Source organism: Caulobacter sp. AP07 (assembly GCF_000281955.1).
Taxonomy (GTDB): domain Bacteria; phylum Pseudomonadota; class Alphaproteobacteria; order Caulobacterales; family Caulobacteraceae; genus Caulobacter.
The window spans coordinates 1-21486 of sequence record NZ_AKKF01000124.1; the positions used below are offsets into that span (position 1 = coordinate 1).

General features: G+C 67.9%; 19 protein-coding genes. 13 read left to right on the forward strand and 6 right to left on the reverse strand.

The annotated features are described in order from the left end of the window. The 4 genes from PMI01_RS07700 to PMI01_RS07715 all read left to right on the forward strand — a co-directional run. The coding region (locus tag PMI01_RS07700; protein WP_007666424.1) for an Rne/Rng family ribonuclease at positions 1-2598 on the forward strand (2598 nt) is incomplete at its 5' end. A gap of 147 nt (positions 2599-2745) precedes the next feature. After that, positions 2746-4176, forward strand: a complete 1431-nt coding sequence (locus PMI01_RS07705) for a M48 family metalloprotease (RefSeq protein WP_007666426.1) — start codon at positions 2746-2748, stop codon at positions 4174-4176. A 24-nt stretch (positions 4177-4200) separates the two neighbouring features. Beyond that, entirely contained in the window at positions 4201-4950 is a 750-nt protein-coding gene (locus tag PMI01_RS07710) for a DsbA family protein (RefSeq protein ID WP_007666428.1), read from the forward strand. 999 nt (positions 4951-5949) lie between these two features. Further along, complete coding sequence (locus PMI01_RS07715) at positions 5950-6306, forward strand: hypothetical protein (protein ID WP_007666431.1); 357 nt, start codon at positions 5950-5952, stop codon at positions 6304-6306. Here the strand turns inward: PMI01_RS07715 and PMI01_RS07720 are convergent. After that, positions 6303-7124 carry a thiazole synthase gene (locus PMI01_RS07720; RefSeq protein WP_007666433.1) on the reverse strand — a complete coding sequence of 274 codons (822 nt, stop codon included), beginning with the start codon at positions 7122-7124 and terminating at the stop codon, positions 6303-6305. The genes PMI01_RS07715 and PMI01_RS07720 overlap by 4 nt on opposite strands. Before the next feature lie 46 nt (positions 7125-7170). Then, positions 7171-7371 carry a sulfur carrier protein ThiS gene (gene thiS, locus PMI01_RS07725; protein ID WP_007666436.1) on the reverse strand — a complete coding sequence of 67 codons (201 nt, stop codon included), beginning with the start codon at positions 7369-7371 and terminating at the stop codon, positions 7171-7173. A gap of 79 nt (positions 7372-7450) precedes the next feature. On the opposite strand from thiS, the gene PMI01_RS07730 reads away from it, so the two are divergent. From PMI01_RS07730 to aat, 4 genes are all read left to right on the forward strand, one after another. Next, positions 7451-7894 (forward strand): type II 3-dehydroquinate dehydratase, encoded by a 444-nt coding sequence (locus PMI01_RS07730; RefSeq protein WP_007666438.1) that lies wholly within the window; start codon positions 7451-7453, stop codon positions 7892-7894. 43 nt (positions 7895-7937) lie between these two features. Next, positions 7938-8453, forward strand: coding sequence for an acetyl-CoA carboxylase biotin carboxyl carrier protein (gene accB, locus PMI01_RS07735; protein WP_007666441.1), 516 nt, complete (start codon positions 7938-7940; stop codon positions 8451-8453). A gap of 5 nt (positions 8454-8458) precedes the next feature. Beyond that, entirely contained in the window at positions 8459-9802 is a 1344-nt protein-coding gene (accC, locus tag PMI01_RS07740; RefSeq protein ID WP_007666444.1) for an acetyl-CoA carboxylase biotin carboxylase subunit, read from the forward strand. Positions 9803-9931: 129 nt separating this feature from the next. Next, complete coding sequence (aat, locus tag PMI01_RS07745) at positions 9932-10588, forward strand: leucyl/phenylalanyl-tRNA--protein transferase (protein ID WP_007666448.1); 657 nt, start codon at positions 9932-9934, stop codon at positions 10586-10588. Here aat and PMI01_RS07750 read toward each other — a convergent pair. Together PMI01_RS07750 and PMI01_RS07755 are read right to left on the reverse strand one after the other, a co-directional pair. Then, positions 10525-11193, reverse strand: a complete 669-nt coding sequence (locus tag PMI01_RS07750) for a DUF2155 domain-containing protein (RefSeq protein WP_007666449.1) — start codon at positions 11191-11193, stop codon at positions 10525-10527. The two genes, aat and PMI01_RS07750, sit on opposite strands and share 64 nt — an antisense overlap. Before the next feature lies 1 nt (position 11194). Beyond that, a complete protein-coding gene (locus PMI01_RS07755; RefSeq protein WP_007666460.1) occupies positions 11195-11590 on the reverse strand; it encodes an NADH:ubiquinone oxidoreductase subunit NDUFA12 in 396 nt (131 codons plus the stop codon). A gap of 234 nt (positions 11591-11824) precedes the next feature. Here PMI01_RS07755 and PMI01_RS07760 point away from each other — a divergent pair, with 234 nt between their 5' ends. From PMI01_RS07760 to PMI01_RS07770, 3 genes are all read left to right on the forward strand, one after another. Continuing rightward, positions 11825-14581: a TSCPD domain-containing protein gene (locus tag PMI01_RS07760; protein WP_007666463.1), complete on the forward strand. Its 2757-nt coding sequence runs from the start codon at positions 11825-11827 to the stop codon at positions 14579-14581. A 70-nt stretch (positions 14582-14651) separates the two neighbouring features. Further along, a complete protein-coding gene (locus PMI01_RS07765) occupies positions 14652-15152 on the forward strand; it encodes a pentapeptide repeat-containing protein (RefSeq protein ID WP_007666465.1) in 501 nt (166 codons plus the stop codon). Positions 15153-15250: 98 nt separating this feature from the next. Beyond that, a complete protein-coding gene (locus tag PMI01_RS07770; protein WP_007666467.1) occupies positions 15251-16192 on the forward strand; it encodes a pentapeptide repeat-containing protein in 942 nt (313 codons plus the stop codon). A gap of 82 nt (positions 16193-16274) precedes the next feature. Here PMI01_RS07770 and aspS read toward each other — a convergent pair whose 3' ends face one another. Beyond that, positions 16275-18080 carry an aspartate--tRNA ligase gene (aspS, locus tag PMI01_RS07775; RefSeq protein ID WP_007666468.1) on the reverse strand — a complete coding sequence of 602 codons (1806 nt, stop codon included), beginning with the start codon at positions 18078-18080 and terminating at the stop codon, positions 16275-16277. 298 nt (positions 18081-18378) lie between these two features. Beyond that, positions 18379-19080 (reverse strand): EcsC family protein, encoded by a 702-nt coding sequence (locus PMI01_RS07780; RefSeq protein ID WP_007666469.1) that lies wholly within the window; start codon positions 19078-19080, stop codon positions 18379-18381. 193 nt (positions 19081-19273) lie between these two features. Here PMI01_RS07780 and PMI01_RS27005 point away from each other — a divergent pair, with 193 nt between their 5' ends. After that, the gene (locus PMI01_RS27005) at positions 19274-20605 is read left to right on the forward strand and encodes a hypothetical protein (RefSeq protein WP_007666470.1); all 1332 of its coding nucleotides are present in this window, start codon (positions 19274-19276) and stop codon (positions 20603-20605) included. Between the two features lie 134 nt (positions 20606-20739). Then, positions 20740-21435, forward strand: coding sequence for a DnaA regulatory inactivator HdaA (locus tag PMI01_RS07785; RefSeq protein ID WP_007666471.1), 696 nt, complete (start codon positions 20740-20742; stop codon positions 21433-21435). Positions 21436-21486: the final 51 nt, after the last annotated feature.

A 21486-nucleotide genomic window follows, 5' to 3' on the forward strand; every position in this document is an offset into this window, starting at 1 on the left:
GGCGGCAACCGCCACGGCTTCCTCGCCTTCAACGAGATCCATCCGGACTATTACCAGATCCCGGTCGCCGACCGCGAAGCGCTGATGCGCGACGATTCGCACGACGACGAGGACGACCATCACCACGCTCGTGACGGCGAGAACGAAGGCGACGCCGTCGACGACGAGGAAGACGCCGTCGAGGAAGAACTGGCGCGCCGCAAGCGCCGGCTGATGCGCAAGTACAAGATCCAGGAAGTGATCCGCCGCCGGCAGATCATGCTGGTCCAGGTCGTCAAGGAAGAGCGCGGCAACAAGGGCGCGGCCCTGACCACCTACCTGTCGCTGGCCGGCCGCTACGGCGTCCTGATGCCCAACACCGCCCGCGGCGGCGGCATCAGCCGCAAGATCACCACGGTGACCGACCGCAAGCGCCTGAAAAGCGTCGTCCAGGGCCTGGACGTGCCGCAGGGCATGGGCCTGATCGTCCGCACGGCCGGCGCCAAGCGCACCAAGGCCGAGATCAAGCGCGACTACGAGTACCTGCTGCGTCTGTGGGAGAACATCCGCGACAACACGCTGCACTCGATCGCCCCGGCGCTGATCTACGAGGAGGAAGACCTCGTCAAACGCGCCATTCGCGACATGTACGACAAGGACCTGGAAGGCATCTGGGTCGAGGGCGAGGCCGGCTACAAGGAAGCGCGCGACTTCATGCGCATGCTGATGCCCAGCCAGGCCAAGAAGGTTTTCCCCTACCGCGAGCCGGCGCCGCTGTTCGTCAAGCACAAGATCGAGGACCATCTGGCCCAGATCTACTCGCCGATCGTGCCCCTGCGTTCGGGCGGCTATCTGGTGATCAACCAGACTGAGGCCCTGGTGGCCATCGACGTCAACTCGGGCAAGGCGACGCGCGAGCGCAACATCGAAGCCACCGCGCTGAAGACCAACCTGGAAGCGGCGGAAGAAGCCGCCCGCCAGCTGCGTCTGCGCGACCTGGCCGGCCTGATCGTCATCGACTTCATCGACATGGATGAAGGCAAGAACAACCGCGCCGTCGAGAAGGTCCTCAAGGACTCGCTCAAGGACGATCGCGCCCGCATCCAGATGGGCAAGATCAGCGGCTTCGGCCTGATGGAAATCAGCCGTCAGCGCCGCCGCACCGGCGTGCTGGAAGGCACCACCCACGTCTGCGAACACTGCGACGGCACCGGCCGCGTCCGCTCGGTCGAGTCCAGCGCCCTGGCGGCGCTGCGCGCGGTCGAGGTCGAGGCCCTGAAGGGCGGCGGCGCCGTCACCCTGAAGGTCAGCCGCCCGGTGGGGATCTACATCCTCAACGAGAAGCGCGCCTATCTGCTGCGCCTGCAGCAGACCCACGCGCTGTTCGTCACCGTGCTGGTCGACGACGCCCTGCACCAGGCCGAGCACGACATCGAGCGCACGGAGCTGGGCGAGCGCCCCGCCCCGCAGATCTTCGCCCCGATCGAGCCGGACCCCGTCTATGACGACGAGGCGTTCGACGACGAGGAGGACGAGGACGAAGAAGAGATCGAGGCCGACGACGAGGCCGCCGGCGAAGACGAGGCCGAGCCCCGCGCCGCCCGTCCGGCCCGCGCAGAACCGGCCGAGGACGACGACAGCCGTCGTCGCGGCCGCAAGCGTCGCCGCCGTGGCGGCCGTCGCGATGACGCCGCCGACGACGCGCCGGTCGAAGCCGCTGGCGATGAAGACGAGGATGACGCCGACCGTCCCGAAGCCGACATCGACGGCGAGGACGAGGAAGCCCGTCGTCGTCGTCGCCGTCGCGGTCGCCGAGGCGGCCGTCGCGGTGGTCGCGAGGACGGTGATCGTCCGGCCGACGTCTTCGCCTGGACCCGTCCGCGGGTGCCGTTCGGCGAGAGCGCCTTCGTCTGGCACGACCCCGAAGCCCTGGACGGCCGCAACAGCGAGCGCCGCCCCAATGGCGATCGTCCGGAACGCGCCGAGCGTCCGGAAGCCGTCGAGGCGCCGGTCGCCGAACGTGCGGAGCGTCCTGAACGCTCGGAGCGTTCGGAGCGCGGTCGTCGCGGTCGTGGCCGTGGCGAGCGCGGTGAACGCGGCGAACGGACCGAGCAGGCCGAAGCGCCGCGCGGCGAACGCGTTCCCGCGTTGCGGGTCGACGCCGCCGATCTGGAGCTGGCGCCCCTGGCTCCGGCCGTGATCGAGGGCCCCCCGGCCGACGTCTGGGTCGAACTGCCGCCCCAGGAGGAAGCGCCCAAGAAGGCCCGCCGTCCGCGCAGCCGTGGCCGCAAGGCCAGCGAGGACGCCGCGCCCGAAGCCGTCGTCGCCGAAACCGTCGCCGAAGTCGCGGTCGAGGTCGTGGAAGCCGCTCCCGTCGCCGCTCCGGTGGTCGAGGACGTTCCGCTGGTGGCGGCCGATGTCGAGGTGGCGGCCCCGGCCCCCGTCGCGACGCGCTCGCGCCGCGCCGCGCCCGTCCCCGTGGCGATCGTTCCGGAACCTGTCGCTCTGGAACCTGTGGCCCCGGAACCGGTCGCCGAGCCCGTGGCGGTCGAGCCCGATCCGGCCGAGATCTCCACGCCGCCTGAAAAGCCGAAGCGCGGCTGGTGGCGCCGGGGCTAGCAAGGTTCGATGACGGCCGGCGGGGCCCTGGTCCCGCCGGCCGTCGCGACTATATCCGTGGGTAGCTTGATCGACCGTTGTTCCCAGGTCGTCGAGAACCGCGTTAGACTGCTGCTTGAGCGCGGGGGCGCGATCAGGAGAGCTTCGATGACCTCCCGTAGTTGGGCGGCTTCCGGAAGAATCGGCAAGAAGGCGGGATCGGCGCTGTCGGCGTTGGCCCTGCTGACGGCCACCCTGGCGCCGGCCGCCCCGGCGCGGGCCCAGGACGGCCCCTCCCTGATCCGCGACACCGAGATCGAGGAGATCCTGCACCGCGACGCCGACCCGATCTACGCGGCGGCCGGCCTGGACCCCAAGACCGTGCGCATCCTGCTGGTCGGCGACAAGGAACTGAACGCCTTCGCCACCCAGGGCCTGATGATGGGGCTGAACACCGGCCTGATCCTGCAGACCGAAACCCCCAACCAGTTGAAGGGCGTCATCGCCCACGAAACCGGACACCTGGCCGGCGCCCACCCGCTGCGGTCCGGCGAGATGATGAAGGCCGGCCTGACGCCGATGATCCTGACCATGGGCCTGGGCGTGCTGGCCGCCCTGGCCGGCGCCCCCGACGCCGGGGCGGTGCTGCTGGGCAACGCCTCCTATTTCGGCCAGTTGGGCGCGCTGGGCTACAGCCGTGACCAAGAGTCGCGGGCCGACCAGGCCGGCGCCGGCTTCCTGGAGGCCACCGGCCAGTCGGGTCGCGGCCTGGTCGAGTTCTTCGACAATTTCCGCTACCAGGAGGTCTTCGACCAGTCGCGACGCTTCGCCTATTTCCGCAGCCACCCGCTGTCGTCGGAACGCATCGAGACCCTGCGCAGCCGGGTCGAACGGCAGCCGCACTGGAACGCGGTCGATAGCCCCGAAGACCTGGCCGAGCACGAGATCATGAAGGCCAAGCTGGAGGGCTTCCTCAATCCCGGCGTGGCCATCGTCAAGTACAAGGAAAGCGACCGAGGCTTCCCGGCCCGCTACGCCCGCGCCATCGCCTATTACCAGATGAAGGAGCCCGACCGGGCCCTGAAGATCCTCGACGGCCTGATCGCCGAGAACGAGAACAATCCCTATCTCTGGGAGCTCAAGGGCCAGATCCTGTTCGAGTTCAACCGCGTCAAGGAAGCCGAGGAGCCGCAGCGCCGCTCGGTGGCGCTCAAGCCCGACGCCGCCCTGCTGCGGGTCAATCTGGGCCAGACCCTGATCGGCCAGAGCGATCCCAAGAAGGTCGAGGAAGGCATCGCCGAGCTGAAGCGCTCGCTGATCGACGAGAGCGACAACGCCGTCGCCTGGCGTCTGCTGGCCCAGGCCTATGACCAGCGCGGCGAGGACGGCCAGGCCCGCCTGGCCACCGCCGAACAGTATTTCAACATGGGCGCCGCCCAGGAGGCCCGGGTGTTCGCCATGCGGGCCCGTGAGCTGCTCAAGAAGGACAGCATCGAATGGCGCCGGGCCACCGACATCGTCCTGACCTCCAATCCTTCCAACCAGGACCTCAAGGACCTGGCCAAGGAAGGCGCCGTCACCTCGGGGCTTCGCCGCTGAGGCGTCCCCTTTCCAGAGAACCCCATGTCCCTGTTTGATCGTCCCCTGGCGCGCCGACTGGCGCTGGCCGCCGTCTCCGTCGCCGCCCTGGGCCTGGCCGCCTGCGGTCCGCCCAAGCCCGACAAGGCGTTCGGCGAGAAGGTCCGGGCCTATCTGCTCGAGAATCCCGAGGTCCTGGTCGAGGTCAGCGCCAAGCTGCAGGCCAAGCAGACCGCCCAGGCCGCCGACAAGGCCCGGGGCGCGATCGGCAAGTACCGCCAGGCGCTGGAACGCGATCCGCGCGACTTCGTGGCCAATCCCGACGGCGCGATCACCGTGGTCGAGTTCTTCGACTACAAGTGCGGCTACTGCAAGCTGGCCGCCCCGGAAGTGATCGCCCTGATCCAGCAGAACCCGGACGTGCGTTTCGTGTTCAAGGACTTCGTGATCTTCGGTCATGATTCCGAGGTCGCCGCCCGCATGGTCCTGGGGTCCAGGGACCAGGGCAAGTCGCTGGTCTTCCACAAGCGCCTGATGGCTGAGAAGAGCCTGGACGAGGCGGCGGTCATGCGGATCGCCCAGGAGGTCGGGATCGACGTGGCCAAGGCCCGCGCCGCCGCCGGCGCCGAGCCCACCACCCAGCACCTGGCCGACACCCACGCCCTGGCCCAGGCCCTGGCCATCGAGGGCACCCCCGCCTTCTTCGTTGGCGACACGATGATCGCCGGGGCCGATATGAGGGCCCTGAAGCTGGCGATCGACCAGGCCCGGGCGGGCAAGACGAAGAAGGTCTAGGCGCGGCGCCAGCGGTTTACTTGCCCCCTACGGGCCGCTTCGCGGCCGTCTTCCCCCATAGGGGGAAGAGCCCGGTGCGCGCGGCTTCGCCCCCTATAGGGGCGGACAGACCGCGAAGCGGTCAGGTGGGGGCAAGTGGGTGTGATCTCACGCCAATTGGCTGTGAGTTGGATGGGGAGGGTCGCGAAGCGCCCGGGCTCCGCCCGGAAGGATTGCGAGTTTGAGTACCGTTTCGACGAAGTCTGGCGCTTCGCGTAATCCGTTATCCGAGAGCGTCCGGTAGGCAGCGGTTTTATCGCTTAGCCGGTCTGCATTCGCCCCCGACGGGCGGGCCAGGGCGGCGAGCCCCGGTCCCGGACCGCATGCGTAACCCCCGCATGCCTGCTGGCCTGTCCGCCTACCCTCGGCGTCGGAGTTTCGTCGCGACTGAGGCGAACCTGCTCCGAACCGACCAAGGGCGCCCCGAAAGGCGCGGCGGCCAAGCCTTCCCGCTCGACCACTGCCCACCGCTCGTCAGGTCGCCGGCCGACGTCCCTCCCCGTGCGATGGGGTGAGGTCAGTATCGGGGCGTCGGGAGAGGGTGAGGACGAGAAAGATCGAAAAACTTCAAGTCGTTGATTTTGCTGGATGCGAAGGGCGCCGATGCTCTCACGGAACCCTCTCCCATAGGGAGAGGGAGGGGCCCGCCGCGCAGCGGCGGGAGGGTGAAGGGGTAAGACGTCAACCGCCCATCCCCCACGCCCTGCCCGGATCTGCACCAGCGTAATCCCTCACCCTCCCAAGCTTAGCTTGGGCCCCTCCCTCTCCCGCTGGGAGAGGGTTCAGGAAGGCGACGGAGGACGACCATTCCGGTCCTGGCGGAAGAAACTGCAGGGCCAACTCTGCCGTGCGCGCCGTCGCCATCCGGTCGCGCGTTCCTAAGCCCTTGAAAACCCTGTCCGCTCCCGCGCGCACGGCTCTTGCTTTGCACATCCCGCCATCCACACGGCGGGAGCTCCCATGCTTATTTCCGGTTCCAGCATCATGGCGTCGCTCGCCATGCCGACCCTGAACAAGATCAACCAGGCGACCGCCGCGGCCACCACCAAGGCCACTGACGCGACCTCGGCGAGCGGGATGACCGCCGCGCCCGAAAAGACCGCCAAGGACGAGTTCCTCGACTACGCCAAGATGACCCCGGCGGAGAAGATGCGCGCCGCCATGCTGAAGCGGATGGGCCTCACCGAGGACGACGTCAAGGCGATGTCCGCCGACGAGCGCCAGAGGCTCGAGGACCAGATCAAGCAGCAGATCAAGGAGCAGGTGATGAACGATCCCAAGATGAAGACGGGATCGCTCCTCGACGTCTCGGCCTAGATCAGCCCGCCCAGCGGCGAGCTCGGATCGGCGTACAGCCGCTTCTGCATCCGCCCGGCCAGATAGGCCTCCCGGCCGGCGATCACCGCGTGCTTCATCGCCCGGGCCATGCGGATCGGATCCTTGGCCTCGGCGATGGCGGTGTTCATCAGGATGGCGTCGCAGCCCAGCTCCATGCCGATCGTCGCGTCCGAGGCGGTGCCGACCCCGGCGTCGACCAGCACGGGCACGCCCGCGTTCTCGATGATGATCCGCAGGTTGACCCGGTTCTGGATGCCCAGGCCCGAGCCGATCGGCGCGCCCAGCGGCATGATCGCCACCGCGCCGGCGTCCTCCAGCTTGCGGGCGTAGACCGGATCGTCCGAGCAATAGACCATCACCTGGAAGCCCTCGGCGACCAGCAGCTTCAGCGAGCGCAGGGTCTCCTCCATCTCGGGATAGAGGGTCTTGGGATCGGACAGCACCTCCAGCTTCACCAGGTCCCAGCCGCCGGCCTCGCGGGCCAGGCGCAGGGTGCGCACGGCGTCCTCACCGGTAAAGCAGCCCGCTGTGTTCGGCAGATAAGTGAATTCGGTGGGCTTGATGTAGTCGACCAGCAGCGGCTGGGTCGGGTCGGTCAGGTTCACCCGCCGCACCGCCACCGTGACGATCTCGGCGCCGGCCGCCCGCGCCGCCGCGGCGTTGGTGGCGTAGTCCTTGTACTTGCCGGTGCCGACGATCAGCCGCGAGGTGAAGGTGCGGCCGGCGACGGTCCAGGTGTCGTCGGACTCGACGGCGGAAACGGGCGTGGCGGATTCGGGGGGGACGTGCGCGTTCATGGGGTGGGTTTACGCCTCCCCGCAGCGGGTTTCAAACCCGCAGGGCCTACCCGCCGCCGATGAACGTCACGATCTCGATGCGGTCCCCGTCGGCCAGCGCCGTGTCGGCGTAGGTCGAGCGCGGGGCGATCTCGAGGTTGCGCTCCACGGCCACCTTGCGGGCGTCCAGGCCCAGGGAAGACACCAGGTCCGCCAGCGTATCGACGCCGTCGAACACCCGTTCCTCGCCGTTCAATAGAAGCTTCATCTCACCTCCGAAACTCGGCCTGCTTGTGACCTGACGGAACCGGCTATACAAGACCTCCCGGAATCGACGGCGGAGCCGAATGGTAAAACCGATCCATGTGCTGAGCGGACCCAACCTCAACCTGTTGGGAACGCGCGAGCCCGAGATCTACGGCAAGGACACGCTCGACGATGTCCGTACGCGCTGCGAGGCGCGGGCGGCCGCTCGGGGCCTTTCCGTCGTCTTCCGGCAGAGCAATCACGAAGGCGTGCTGATCGACTGGGTTCATGAGGCCCGGCTGGAAGCGTGCGCCCTGGTGATCAACCCGGCCGGATACGGTCACACCTCGATCGCCCTGCTCGACGCCCTCAAGGCCTTGAACATCCCGATCATCGAGTGTCACCTGTCCAACCCGGCGGCGCGGGAAGACTTCCGCCGCCACACCTATGTTTCGCTCGCGGCGACCGGGATCGTCTCCGGCTTCGGCGCGGCGAGTTATGAACTGGCGATCGAGGCCGCCGCCGGCCTGGTCGGCGCCAACTAGCCGGCGACCCCGGCTCCTAAAGAACACAGCAAGGTAAGCTTCCATGTCCAATCCCAAGGCCCCCGCCGATCCGGTCGAGACCCCGTCGATCGACGCCCGCCTGGTCCGCAAGCTGGCCGACATCCTGAAGGACACCGGCCTGTCGGAGATCGAGGTCGAACATGCCGGCCTGAAGATCCGCGTCGCCCGCGAACTGACCGTCGCCGCCGCGGCCACCACCTACGTCCAGGCTCCCGCCCAGGCGGCGGCCTACGCGCCCGCTCCGGCCGCCGCCGCGCCGGCGCCGGTCGCTGACGCCGCCCCGGCCCCCGCCGCGCGCGCCGCCGGCGACGTGGTCAAGTCGCCGATGGTCGGCACTGTCTACATGTCGCCCCAGCCGGGCGCCGACGCCTTCGTCAAGGTCGGCGACACGGTCGCGGCCGGCCAGACCCTGCTGATCGTCGAAGCCATGAAGACCATGAACCCGATCGCCGCCACCAAGGCCGGCAAGGTCGTCGAGATCCTGGTGACAGACGCCCAGCCCGTCGAGTTCGGCGAGCCGCTCGTCATCGTCGAGTAATCGGCATGTTTGACAAGATCCTCATCGCCAACCGAGGCGAGATCGCGCTTCGGGTCCACCGCGCCTGCAAGGAAATGGGCATCGCCACCGTGGCGGTCCACTCCGAGGCCGACGCCAATTCCATGTGGGTGCGGCTGGCCGACGAAAGCGTCTGCATCGGCCCGGCCTCGGCCGCCAAGAGCTACCTGAACATCCCGTCGATCATCGCGGCCGCCGAGATCACCGGCGCCCAGGCGATCCACCCGGGCTACGGCTTCCTGTCCGAGAACGCCCGCTTCGCCGAGATCGTCGGCGCGCACGGCTACACCTTCATCGGGCCCAAGCCGGAACATATCCGGATGATGGGCGACAAGATCACCGCCAAGCAGGCCGTCAAGGACGCCGGCATCCCGGTGGTCCCCGGCTCGGACGGCGGCGTGACCACCGAGGAAGAAGCCTTCGAGGCCGCCGACAAGATCGGCTTTCCCGTCCTGATCAAGGCCGCGTCCGGCGGCGGCGGTCGCGGCATGAAGGTCGCCCAGACCCGCGAGGACCTGGCCGAGGCGGTCTCGACCGCCCGCTCCGAGGCCCGCGCCGCGTTCGGCGACGACACCGTCTATATGGAGCGCTATCTCCAGAAGCCGCGCCACATCGAGATCCAGGTCATCGCCGACAGCCACGGCAATGTCGTGCACCTGGGCGAACGCGACTGCTCTCTGCAGCGCCGTCACCAGAAGGTGCTGGAAGAAGCCCCCTCGCCCGCCCTCTCGGCCGCTGGCCGCGAGAAGATCGGCAAGGTCGTGGTCGATGCGATCAAGGCCATCGGCTATCTCGGCGTCGGCACCATCGAGTTCCTGTGGGAGAACGACGAGTTCTTCTTCATCGAGATGAACACCCGCCTGCAGGTCGAGCACCCGGTCACCGAGGCCATCACCGGCATCGACCTGGTGCGCGAGCAGATCCGCATCGCCGCCGGCCTGCCGCTGTCGTTCACCCAAGCCGACGTGGTGTTCGAAGGCCACGCCATCGAGTGCCGGATCAACGCCGAGAACGCCCGGACCTTCACCCCGTCGCCGGGCACGATCACCGACTTCCACGCCCCCGGCGGCCTGGGGGTGCGGCTGGATTCGGCGATCTACACCGGCTACGCGATCCCGCCCTATTACGACAGCCTGATCGGCAAGCTGATCGTCCATGGCCGCGACCGCGAGGAATGCATCGCGCGCCTGCGGCGTTGCCTGGGCGAGATGGTGGTCGGCGGCATCGAGACCACGATCCCGCTGTTCCAGGACCTGCTGGTGCAACCCGACATCCTGGCCGGCGATTACGACATCCACTGGCTGGAGCGCTGGATCAAGGCGCAGGGGTAAACCTCCTTCGTCATCCCCCGACTTGTTCGGGGGACCCAAGCGGCTTCGGCCAATTCGGCTTGGGTCGCCCGGATGAACCGGGCGATGACGGATTTGGGTTGGCTTGCGCTGGAGGACAGACCCGCGACCATGGATGACGACGCCTTCACGGTCGATGATCTCATCGCCTGCTACGAGCGCGGCGTGTTTCCCATGGCCGACGCGCGCCATGACGAGAGCATCTTCCTGATCGATCCCGAGCGCCGGGGCGTGCTGCCGCTGGACGGCGTGCACGTCCCGCGCCGGCTGGCCCGCACGGTCCGCGCCGAGCCCTTCGAGGTCCGCATCGACAGCGCCTTCGACGCCGTCGTCGAGGCCTGCGCCGCCGCCCGTCCCGGCCGGCTGGAAACCTGGATCAACAGCCCGATCCAACGGCTCTACGGCCAGTTGTTCGCGCGCGGCCTGGCTCACAGCGTCGAGTGCTGGGACGGCGAGGAACTGGTCGGCGGCCTCTACGGCGTGGCGTTCGGCGCGGCGTTCTTCGGCGAGAGCATGTTCTCGACCCGGCGCGACGCCAGCAAGGTGGCGCTGGTCCACCTGGCCGGCCGACTGGTGGTCGGCGACTATCGCCTGCTGGACACCCAGTTCATCACCGAGCACCTGGAACAGTTCGGGACCACCGAGATCACCCGGGCCGACTATCGCCGCCGCCTGGGTCGGGCCTGGACGGGCCAGGCCGACTTCTACCGGCTGGCGGCCGGCGCCGCCGGGGCCGAGGTCTTGCAGGCGATCAGCCAGGCGTCATAGACCGGGTGCTGCAGCGGGTTGAGGCCCGGCGCATTGGCGTACATCCAGCCCTTGTAGATCTGGCGTCCGGGCGGGGCCACGCGGCCCGGCAGGGCCTTGGGCTGGGTGTCGACGGTGACATAGGCCACGGAGTCCGGGGCGTCCTCGTCGGGCGCGGTCGTCTCGCAGGCTCGCACCGTGAAGACCAGGGTCTTGTAGCGGATGGGCTGGCCGACCGGGGCCTCGAATTTCATGGTCTCGGTCGTCACCTTGTCCAGCGCCTGGATGATGGCCACCGACGAGCGGGCGCGCTTGACCGGTTCGGCCGGCTTGGCGGGCGGGGTCGCGGCGGGCTTGGCGGCCGGCTGGGCTGGCGTCGGAGCCGTGGGCGCGGAGGCCGCCGTGGTCGGGGCGGGAGTCGGCTGGGCGGTCGTCGGAGCCGCCTGAGGCCCCGGAACCGGCCGCGACTGAGCCGGCACGACGATCGGCGCGGGCTGGGCCGCCGGTGGCGTCTGCGCGGCCGGCGGCTGTTGCGGCGCGTTCTGCAGCGCCCAGGCGCCGCCGCCGGCCAGCGAAACCGCCAGGGCCAGCGTGGCGACGCCCGTCAATGACCGCCGAATGGTCATCCTATTCCGGCGACCAGGGCTTGTAGTCGCTGGTGGCGGCCGAGCGCTGGCCGCCGCGGGTCAGCGAGCCCTTGGGACGCCAGGCGTGGATCGTGCCGGTCAGATTGGGATGGTGGTCCTTTTCCCAGGCGCGGCGCATCAGCGGCGCCGTGGTCGGCGGCTCGTCGAACGTATAGTGCAGCCAGCCGCTCCACTCGGGCGGCACCTTGGAGGCCTCGGCGTAGCCGTCGTAGATCACCCAGCGGCGCTTGCGCGCGTCGTAGCTGTCGCGGTTGTCGCGCGCCTCGAAATAGCGGTTGCCGTAGTCGTCCTGGCCCACGAACACGCCGCGACGGCTAATATGGAAACGCTGACCGATGGTCGCACCGTTCCACCACGTGAAGATCGCTTTCAGCACCGCGTCAGCACCCAATCTCGTAAAGGCCCATTTCTGGGAAGGTTCGCGCAGCGCGGGAGGCGTTGCGAAGCGGCCAGACTATAGGTCGGCGGCCCGCCAGCGTCCAGCTTCGGGCGATGGCTCGAGCCTTCAACATCTTGTGGATCAAGGGCCCAACGCACCCCACATCTATTGAAGGGGGCTGTGGAGCGATCTAGGATAGCCAATTCTTGGCGCTCAGACGCGGAATCGCCCATGCGCATTCAGTCCCGACATCCCGGTCCCGCTCCCAAGGTGGAACCGCGCGCCCTGGAACGCTGCGATCAAGTGATCGAGGTCCTGGCTCCCGAGGACTGGACCGACGCCCGGGTCGAGGCCTGGCTGGATTGGGCTCAGGAGCCGTTCGACGCCGACCTGCCGCTGGGCGGGGCCCCCGCCCTCTACGCCGGCCGCCTGGCCCGCGCCGGCCTGGCCGAGGGCCTGTTCGGCGACGCCGCCGACGCGGACGCCTTCCGCGACGCCCTGCTGGGCACCATGCTGACCGGCGTCGCCTCGCCCGCCGGCCCGCAGACCGCTCCGATGCACCTGCCGGACGTCGGCGAGATCGAGTTCAAGCGCGTCGCCGAGGGGCACCTGGCCCGCTGGCGCTCGGCCCAGCTGGCCGCGAAGGCCGCCGCGCGCCTCGACGCCGCCCTGGCCCAGGTCGGCGACGCCGTCGCCCGCTGCCACGGCGACGCCAAGGCCTGCTCCGACCCGCGCAAGAACAGCGCCCTGGGCCGCGCCGCCCGCCGGGCCCGCGAACTGGGCGCCGACGACCGCATGATCCTCGACGCGATCGTCCTGGCCGGCGCGCCGCGCACCGCCCTGATCGACCCGGAGGCGCAAGGCCCCGTCCCGCTGGTCGCCTCGGCCTCGCGCCAGGGCGTCGCGGCCGTCGACGAGGCGACCAGCTTCGCCGCCCAGGTCGGCTGGGAGACCAGCGCCCTGACCCTGGCGATGTCGCCGGAAGACGCCGAGGCCCTGACCCGGGGCGCGGCCGTCCGCGCCGCCATCGACGTCACCGCCTTTCAGCACGAGGGGGCCTTCGACTTCGAAGGCTTCAACCAGACCGTCGGCCTGTGGGCCACGGCCCTGGAGATCGAGCGCGGCGAGCGCCCGGCGCAGATCGGCCTGGCCGGCGTCGGCGACTGGCTGCTGGCCCAAGGCCTGTCGCTGGCCAGCGACGCCGGCCGCGACGCCGCCGCCGCCCTTTGGGCCCTGGCCGTCGGCGCGGCCCTGTCGGCCAGCGCCGAGGCCGCCGCCGTGCTCGGCGTCGACCCGATCTTCGCCCAGGAACGCCAGGTCCTGCTGCGCGGCCTGGCCGAGCGCCGGGTGCGCGCCGCCGCCCTGCGCTCGCCCCTGGCCGCCGAGGCCGCCGCCGCCCTGGCCGTGGCCCATGGCCTGGCCCGCAAGCACGGCCTGCGCTCGGCCCGCCTGGTCGCCGCCTTCGCCGACGCCGAGACCGCTCTGCGCCTCGGCGGGAAGCCCCTGGGCCACGCCGCCGCCGCGTCGCCGGTCTCGACCGCCCAGACCGCCGACGGCCTGCTGATCCCGACCTTCAGCGCCGCCGCCCACGTCTGCCTGACCCAGGCCGGGTCCGATTTCGACGCCGCCCGTCGCCACGCCATGGGCCATGGCAGCCTGGCCGAGGCCCCGGCCATCGACCACATGGTCCTGCAGGCCCGCGGCTTCACCGCCCACGAGATCGAGCAGGCCGAAGACGCCCTGCGCCATGCCGACGGCCTGCGCGCCGCCTTCGCCCCGGCGGTGATCGGCGCGGGCTTCCTCAGCGACGTGCTCGGCGCCCCGGCCGAGGCCCTGGCTGACCCGAACTTCGACACCCTGGCCTTCGCCGGCTTCTCTGAGGTCGAGATCGACGCGGCCGAGCGCCATGCCCTGGGCGCGCGCCGGCTGTCGGACTGCGAGGCCCTGGACAACGACATCCGCGCCCTGTTCGCCACCGTCGAAGCGCCGGTGCTGGCCGACCGCCTGGCGATGATCGAGGCGGTCGAGACCTTCACCTGCCTGGCCACCGCGGCCGTGCTGGACCTGCCGTTCGACGCCCGCCCCGCCGACGCCGCCCGGCTGCAGGCCGCCGCCGCCCGGGCCGGGGTCCGCGCCCTGCGCCTGAACCGCGTCGCGCCGCCGGCCGGCTTTGTGCTGTCGCTGCCCGAGGCCGAGGTCGAGGCGCCCAAGCCGGCCCGCGCCCTTGAGCCTGTCGCCGCCGAGGCCAAGCCCGCCCCACCCAAGGAGCGGATCGTCGAGCGCGTGGTCGAGCGGGTCGTGGAGCGCGGCGGCCGCGCCCGCCGCAAGCTGCCCGACCGCCGCAAGGGCTATATCCAGAAGGCGGCCGTGGGCGGCCACAAGGTCTATCTGCACACCGGCGAATACGAGGACGGCGAGGTCGGCGAGATCTTCATCGACATGCACAAGGAGGGCGCCGCCTTCCGCAGCCTGATGAACAATTTCGCCATCGCCATCTCGATCGGCCTGCAATACGGCGTGCCGCTGGACGAGTTCGTCGACGCCTATGTCTTCACGAAATTCGAGCCGGCCGGACCGGTGACGGGCAACGACTCGATCCGTTCGGCCACCTCGATCCTCGACTACATCTTCCGCGAGCTGGGGGTGTCGTACCTGGGTCGCGACGACCTGGCCAACGCCGACCCCGGCGAGTTCAACGCCGACGGCCTGGGCCGGGGCGAAGGCGCCCCGGACAGCGAGGACGAGGCCGAGCCCCTGCCCGCCAGCAAGTTCATCTCCAAGGGCTTCTCGCGCGGCGCGGCGCCCGACAACCTGGTGTTCCTGCCGTTCGGCGGTCGCCGGGCCGAGGAGGCGCCCCCGCCCAGCGCGTCCGGCGACGTCTGCCCGGCCTGCGGCGACATGGCGCTGCGCCGCATGGGCGGCCTGGTGACCTGCGACAGCTGCGGAACCCAGGCGACCGGCCGTAGCGAAGGCGACGGCGCCAGCTAGGCCGTTTCCTTGGCCTTAAGCTTGCGAGGCCATGCTTGATCGCCGTTCCCGCCGAAAGACGCGTGCCAGAATGAAACCCGCCCAGCTGATCGCCCCGCTCTTCCTCGCCGCGCTGATGGCCGCGGCCGCTCCGGCCATGGCCCAGAACGCCGGCCAGATCGCCAATGTCCGGGCCGGCGCCAGCTGTCCGCGCTGCAACCTGTTCCAGGCCGACCTGTCGGGCCTGGCGCTGAAGGGCAAGAACTTGGCCGGGGCCCGCCTGCGCCAGGCCGACCTCAGCCTGGCCGAAATGAACCGCACCAGCTTCGCCGGCGGCGACCTGCGCGACGTCAATTTCTACGGTGGCGTGTTCGGCGGCGCCAACTTCGCCGGGGCCAACCTGACCAACGCCAGCTTCGTCGGCGCCTATCTGGAAGGGGCCGGTTTCCGGGGCGCCACCCTCACCGGGGTCAACCTGTCGGGGGCCGAAATGGACCGCGCCACCGGCCTGACCCAGGCCCAGCTGAACAGCGCTTGCGGTGACGGCTCCACTCAACTTCCGCGCGGCCTGTCGGTGCGCCCCTGTCGTTAAACTTCCGTCATTACCGCGATTTAAGTGGCGCCCAGCGCCTCGTGGCCCCAAATCGTAACTCAAGCGGTCGCTTATTCTCGACCGGCCTGGAGGTCTCGATGTCCCGATTGGGGATGACTATCGCAGCCCTGACTCTCGCCCTGTCGGCCCTTGGCCAACAGGCCTATGCGGGGGTCGAGGACAAGGACGTGCCGCGGATGATTTCGCTCGGCGGAACCTGCGTGAATTGCGAGCTGTCCGGCCGCAAGCTGACCGGCGCCCGTTTCACCGGCGCCAACTATGCCAAGGCCAACCTGATGGGCGCCGACCTGCGCGGGGCCAGCTTCTTCGGTTCGAACTTCACCGGTGCCGACCTGTCGCGGGCCGACCTGCGCGGCGCCGAGATGCGCGGCGCCAACTTCGTGGGCGCCATCTTCACCGACGCCAAGCTGTCGGGCATCGAGAGCAGCGGCGCCAACTTCCAGGGCGCCGACCTGGCTCGGGTGGACCTGTCGTCGTCCGAATTGCACGGCGCCAACTTCATCGGCGCCAACCTCGAAAAGGCCAACCTGTCCAGCAGCGAGCTGGTCGGCGCCAATCTGCAGGGCGTCAACGCCCGCTACGCCAGCTTCCAGTCGGCCGAGCTGAACGCCAGCAACATGATCGGCGGCAATTTCGAGCGAGCCAACTTCCGCAACGCCGAGTTCCCCGGCTCCACCCTGCGCGGCGCGATCTTCGGCGGGGCCGACTTCCACGGCGCCGACCTTTCCGGCGCCAATCTGGGCGGCGCCGACCTGTCGGGCGCCCGGGGCCTGGACCAGGACCAGCTGGACGAGACCTGCGGCGACGGCGGCACCCGCCTGCCGCCCGGCCTGACCGTCCGCAACTGCTCGGGCGACCGCTCGCGCATCCGGGTCAGCGCCGACTTCCAGCGCGCCCAGGCCGAGGCCGCCCGGGCCCAGGTCGAGGCTCACCGCGCCCAGATCGAAGCTGCGGCCCGGATCGCCGCCGTTCCCAAGCCGCCCAAGCCCCCCAAGCCGCCGGCCCCGCCGAGATACTGAGCGCGGCCAGCTCCTGAAAAGAAGCCCTCCGATCCATCGGGACCGGAGGGCTTTTTCGTATCCGCCTTAGACCTCGATCGCCCTAGATCTTGATGGGGGGCGCCGAGCGGATGTGCAGTTCCTTGTACTGCCGCTCCTGGGCCTCGGCCGGGGCGTTCATCAGCAGGTCCTGGCCCTGCTGGTTCAGCGGGAAGGCGATGACTTCGCGGATCGCGACCTGCTCGGCCAGCAGCATGACGATGCGGTCGATGCCGGGGGCGAGACCACCATGCGGCGGGGCCCCATAGCGGAAGGCGTTGAGCATGCCGCCGAACTGCTCCTCGACCACCTCGGCGCCGTAGCCGGCGGTCTCGAAGGCCTTGAGCATGATCTCCGGCTTGTGGTTCCGGATCGCGCCCGAGCACAGCTCGTAGCCGTTGCAGACGATGTCGTACTGATAGGCCAGGATCGACAGCGGGTCCTCGTTCTCCAGGGCCGCCATCTCGCCCTGCGGCATCGAGAACGGGTTGTGCGAGAAGTCGACCTTCTTCTCGTCCTCGTTCCACTCGAACATCGGGAAGTCGACGATCCAGCAGAAGCGGAACTGGTCCTCGTCGACCAGCTTCAGCTCGGTCCCGACCCGAGTGCGGGCCAGGCCGGCGAACTTGGCGAACACCGCCGGGTCGCCGGCCACGAAGAAGGCGGCGTCGCCGGTCTTCAGGCCCAGCTGGGCGGCGATGGCGGCGGCCTTCTCGTCGCCGATGTTCTTGGCGATCGGCCCGGCCGCGCCCTCTTCATTGCCGTGCTCGTCGGCGGCGCGCCAGAAGATGTAGCCCAGGCCCGCCGCGCCCTCGCCCTGCGCCCAGCTGTTCATGCGGTCACAGAAGGCGCGGTTGCCGCCGGTCGGGGCCGGGATGGCCCAGATGGCGTTCTTGGGGTCGGCCGCCAGGATCTTGGCGAACAGGCCAAAACCGCCCTCGCGGAAGTGTTCCGAGACGTCCTGCATCTCGATCGGGTTGCGCAGGTCGGGCTTGTCGCTGCCGTACTTGGCGATCGATTCCTTGTAGGGGATACGCTGGAACGGATAGGCCGAGACCCGCTTGCCGTTCGCGAACTCCTCGAACACCCCGTGCATCACCGGCTCGATGGCGGCGAACACGTCTTCCTGGGTGACGAAGCTCATCTCGACGTCGAGCTGGTAGAATTCCAGCGACCGGTCGGCGCGCAGGTCCTCGTCGCGGAAGCACGGAGCGATCTGGAAATAGCGGTCGAAGCCCGAGACCATCAGCAGCTGCTTGAACTGCTGCGGGGCCTGCGGCAGCGCGTAGAACTTGCCCGGATGCAGACGCGACGGCACCAGGAAGTCGCGCGCGCCTTCCGGCGAGCTGGCGGTCAGGATCGGGGTCTGGAACTCGTTGAAGCCTTGCGCGAACATCCGGCTGCGGATCGACTGGATGACCTTGCTGCGCAGGACGATGTTCCTGTGCAGGGTCTCGCGGCGCAGATCCAGATAGCGGTGTTTGAGGCGGATTTCTTCCGGGTAGTCCGGCTCGCCGAACACCGGCAGCGGCAGTTCGGCGGCCTCGCTCAGCACCTCGACGGCGGCGACGCGGATCTCGACCTCGCCGGTCGGCAGGTTGGGGTTCACGGCGGCGGCGTCGCGGGCCACCACCTCGCCGTCGATGCGGATCACGCTCTCGGCGCGCAGGCGCTCGACGATGGCGAAGCCCGGGGTCTCGGGGTGCAGGACCAGCTGGGTCAGGCCGTAATGGTCGCGCAGGTCGACGAAGACCAGGCCGCCGTGGTCGCGCTTGCGGTGGATCCAGCCCGACAGGCGGACGCTGGCGCCGGTGTCGGCGGCCCGCAGGGCGCCGCAGGTATGGGTGCGATAGGCGTGCATCGAGGTCATGAAAAGGTCTTTGAAAGGCTTCGAAACGCGGTGATTTGCAAGGCGCGGAAAGGCGCATGGGGGGGCGTGGATGTCAAGGATTCTGGGGCGGCGCGCGGCCGGGGACATGCTCTCACGGCAAGGCCTCGAAGACCTGCCCAGGCGGCGGGGGTGAGTGCGTGTCCCCATCGGCGTCCACGGCGCTTCCAAGCTTTCCCGCTCCAAGGAGCCAAGCGCAGCGGATGAATTGGGGACACGCACTCACGGCAGGCTCTCTGCAATCCGACCCACGCCGTGGCGTGAGAGCATGTCCCCGGCCTCACGCCGCCGCCCACCGCATCCGGTAGGCCATCATCGCCGTCTCCCCCAGGTGGGCCGTCAGCCGCCAGTTGACCACGGCCCCGACCGGCGCGCCGACCACGGGCAGCAGCTGGGCCAGCTTGGCCAGGTCGATGTGGTCGCGGTACTGCTGCTGGAACGCCCGCCAGTCGAAATCGGCCAGGTCGGTGGGGTGCGGGCGCGTGTCCCAGTCGTCCATGGCCGCCAGCACCCGGACCCGGTGTTCGACGTCGGAAAAGGCCAGCTCGAAGATGTGCAGGATATAGAGCCGCTCGCTCAGCACGCTGCCGTCATGGCCGTAGAGGGCGGCGATCTCGAACAAGAGCTTGAGTTTGAAGCTCATCAGCAGCGGAAAATCGGCCGCCGCCAGCAGGAAGCCCCCGGCCCCGGCCACCCCGCCCTCGGCCCCGGCGGCCTTCTTCCAGCCGTCGATGGCGGCGCGGACCTTGGCCTCGCGGTCCTCCAGGCTGGCGTTGTGGAGCGGCGAGGCGGTGGCGAAGTCGGCCCCGGTCAGGATCGCCCGCGTCATCCCCTGCATGGCGGCGGTGACGGCGGCGTGGACCTTCTCGGGAATGATCCGGTTGATCCGTCGCTGCACGGCCCGGGACGCCGCGCCGAGCGGGCCGGCGGGACGCGTGATGCGGGCGCGCCAGGCGGCGAGGTCGGAGGCTATCTCGTTCATGCAGAAGACTTATCGTGCTTCTCTCAACTGACTGAACATATCGCTGAGTCAAAATTGCTCGCGTACTCCGTGAAAACGAAGTTCTGCATTCCACCTAGCGACGCGAACGCGCCCTCAGATTCATAGCGATCAGGTTGCCGTTCGGCGGATTTCCGCACATTCTGCGGGAATGGCCGTCTGGGGAGGTGGAGTTTTGACAAAATTTTCGATCGACCGCGATCAGCTTCATAGCGAACGCGTTGCGAGTTTCGTTGACCGCTTAGAGTCGGATTCTTACGAGGATCTCAACGAAGAAAGCCTCTTTGTAAGCGAGTACGTCGATGAAACAATTGGCTCCCCAAAAACTCTACTCCCAAACTATAATTTTGATAGAATATTGGCTCAACTACCCTACAACGACGTTATCTATGTAACGGTATGTCCAGAATGTATACAGAAGAGCGATTTCAATAACTTTAAAACATTGGTGGAAAGAAAAGCTATTACTCCAATATTGACAGCACCATATAGTAGATATTCAGAAAATATTGCAGATTTTGTTTACTCGCACCATCACGTTAACAGCTATGAGTATCATGCGTATCGCTATTTCGGTGTGACTGAAATTGGCCCAGGAAGAATTTGCTCCCACTGCGTTTCACTCTGGGAGAAAAATACAAAGAGAAGCATATCTCGCAGCATCAACATAAGAAAACATCGTGACGACGTGGACAGAATAATAGAGAATTTATATCCTTTTATCTCTCCAGACAATGAACTTCTCGATGAATTCAAATATGCTGTAAAATCAAAAAATTCAGAACAAATATCTCATGTTACAAATATGAGCGAGACGATATATTCAATTCGAACCGCTCAAGTATTCAACTCCCCAATAAATATTGACGGAAAAGACATAGCCACACTACCGACAGGCGTCACATCTGATATAGATGAAGCGATCACCATATCCAGCAGTCTCGATATGGAAGTTGCAAAAGGGCTTGGGCTAAAAATCCCGACAGACATCGATATAAATTCGTATCTGGATATCGTAGAAAATTTTCGTCCGTTAATTTCTAGAGAAATAAACCGAATTACATCCCAGTCAAAGGAAAATATCAGAAGCGATTTCGCCGAAATTCAGCGGGAAATTATGAACATTAATGCGGAAGTAGAAAGGATAGCAAAATCCAGAAGATACATGCTGCTTGAAGCTTGCTCTGGATTTTACGGCAAGAATGCCGCATTGGCGAACGCCGCGTTATTTGCAGGCGCATTTGGCTTGGCGGGAAGCCTTGCTGGATGCATTGGCGGACCAGCGGCTTCGGGAGCTGTTGGAGCTGCAACATCGGGCCTAGTAACTCTCGCAAAGAAAAACAAATGGGTATCGGGAGGACCTGCTGTCGACAGATTATCCGACAAAATATCCTCGGACTTGCAACCATTTTTAGCGAAAATGACGGCTCTCTACGTCGGTGCATCTACTCCCGCTGTGAATGTGATGTCACTTCGAACTCAGATTGAGAAATCGACTAAGAAATAATATTGGAGAAAACCTCCCTGAGTCATCCACACCTCCCCGCCCCTCATCCCCAGCCAAACCGCCCCCACACCTCGCCCTCCGTCCGTCCGCGCCCTATATCTGCGGTAACAGAGTAACCACGTCCGGACCCCGCCTTGCCCCGTCAGTTCCGACTGCCGCTGCACCAACCGCCCGCCTGGGACCGCGCGACGTTCGTGTCGTCGCCGACCAACGTCCAGGCGCTGGCGGCGCTGGACGCCTGGCCGGCCTGGGCCGAGGGGCGGCTGGCCCTGGTCGGGCCGGCGGGGACGGGCAAGACCCACCTGGCGCGCGACTGGGCGCGGACCCACGACGCCGTGGTGATCGAGGCGACCACGACCGGGAGCGCGCCGCTCGACCTGGCGGCCCTGCGCGGCCGGCCGCTGCTGGTCGAGGACGCGGACCGGAGGTCCGACGGGGATATTGTCGACGACGAGACCCTGTTCCACCTGATCAACATGGCCGGGGTCGACGGCGGCAGCCTGCTGCTGACCGGCCGCCTGGCCCCGATCGCCTGGGAGGCGGCGGTGCCCGACCTGCGCTCGCGGCTCAACGCCCTCCCCGTAGCCCGCATCGAGGAACCCGACGACCTGGTGCTGCAGGCGGTGCTGCGGCGCGGCTTCGAGGCGGCGGGCATCCGGCCGGCCGCCGACCTCTATCCCTACCTGATGGCGCGGTTGCCGCGCTCGGCCCCGGCGGCGCTGGCGGCGGTGGCGGCGCTGGACGAAGCGTCGATCGATCAGGGCCGCGAGGTCAACAAGGCCCTGGCGTTGGCGGTGCTGGCGTTCGGGGAGGATGACGGGGAGGAGTAAACCCTCTCCTATAAGGAGAGGGTGGGGCCCGCGCTCGAAGAGCGTGGGAGG